At 63.5% G+C, this 871-nt stretch carries 2 protein-coding genes; both read right to left on the bottom strand.

The features are described 5' to 3' along the window. The coding region (locus GTW58_RS13150) for a GNAT family N-acetyltransferase (RefSeq protein WP_168023565.1) at window positions 1–580 on the bottom strand (580 nt) is incomplete at its 3' end. A gap of 36 nt (window positions 581–616) precedes the next feature. Next, window positions 617–871: AIR synthase-related protein (locus GTW58_RS13145; RefSeq protein WP_245195270.1), on the bottom strand; the 255-nt coding region annotated here is incomplete at its 5' end.

Genomic DNA, 871 nt, shown 5'->3' with positions numbered 1-871 from the left:
GAGTGGCTGCGGAGCCGCGCGCGTAAGCCTTTGTCGGTAATTGCCCACCCGGTGTCCGCTCAGCCCAAGGCCGTTCGCACCGGTATTCCGTTTCCGGGCCCACTGTCTCGGCGACAGTGAAGCCTGCTGCCTTCAACAAATCCTCGATGTGCGCGCTGTCCTCCGGGACGGAGGCCCGAACCACGGACACCTCAGGATCCTCGAAAGCAAGGGTGATCAGTGACCGCAGACCTCCCGCGGCAAAACCCATCCGCCGTCGGTCCGGAACCAGGAAACCCACGATCTCCAAGGCACCGTCGATGGGAGCTGACGCGAAACCGGTCGAGCCGATGACCTTCTCGGATTCGAGTTCGATGCAGGCCAGCGGGGAGTACAGCGTCTCCGTGAAGTAGTACCCGCCCGCCTGCGCGACGTCCCTGAGCTGGTCCACCGTTTCCGGAATCGGAAACTCTTCCGCGAAATGGTCCAGGTGGACGCCGTCGATCACGGCGGTGATCTCGTCCACGGTGAACGGGCGCATGACCAGACGCTCGGTTCGGACCTCGTGGGCCTGGGGCGGCTCCAACGGCAAATCGATCATGATGACCTCGATCGTCCGTGCGGCTGAGTGTTTCGGTCAGCCGAAATACGTGGGGAGGGTGGATTCGTGGGCCTGGCGCAGTCCCGGCAGAGGAACCCGCGTGGCTCCCATGAGATCGAGGGCGTCGTTGACGGCGTCAACCACGCCGATGCGCGCAAAGGGGTAGTTGCGCATCGTGCACATGTCCTTGAAACGTACTTCCTCGGAACGCGGAACGGCAACGACAGCCCGGCCCTGGGTTTCCGAGAACAGCATGGTGAACAAGTCCAGGCCGTCGCGTTCGCAGACCTC

The organism is Kocuria subflava (assembly GCF_012163155.1).
Classification (GTDB): domain Bacteria; phylum Actinomycetota; class Actinomycetes; order Actinomycetales; family Micrococcaceae; genus Kocuria; species Kocuria subflava.
Note: the sequence above shows the minus strand (reverse complement) of the source record. Positions and strands in the feature narration are given on the sequence as shown.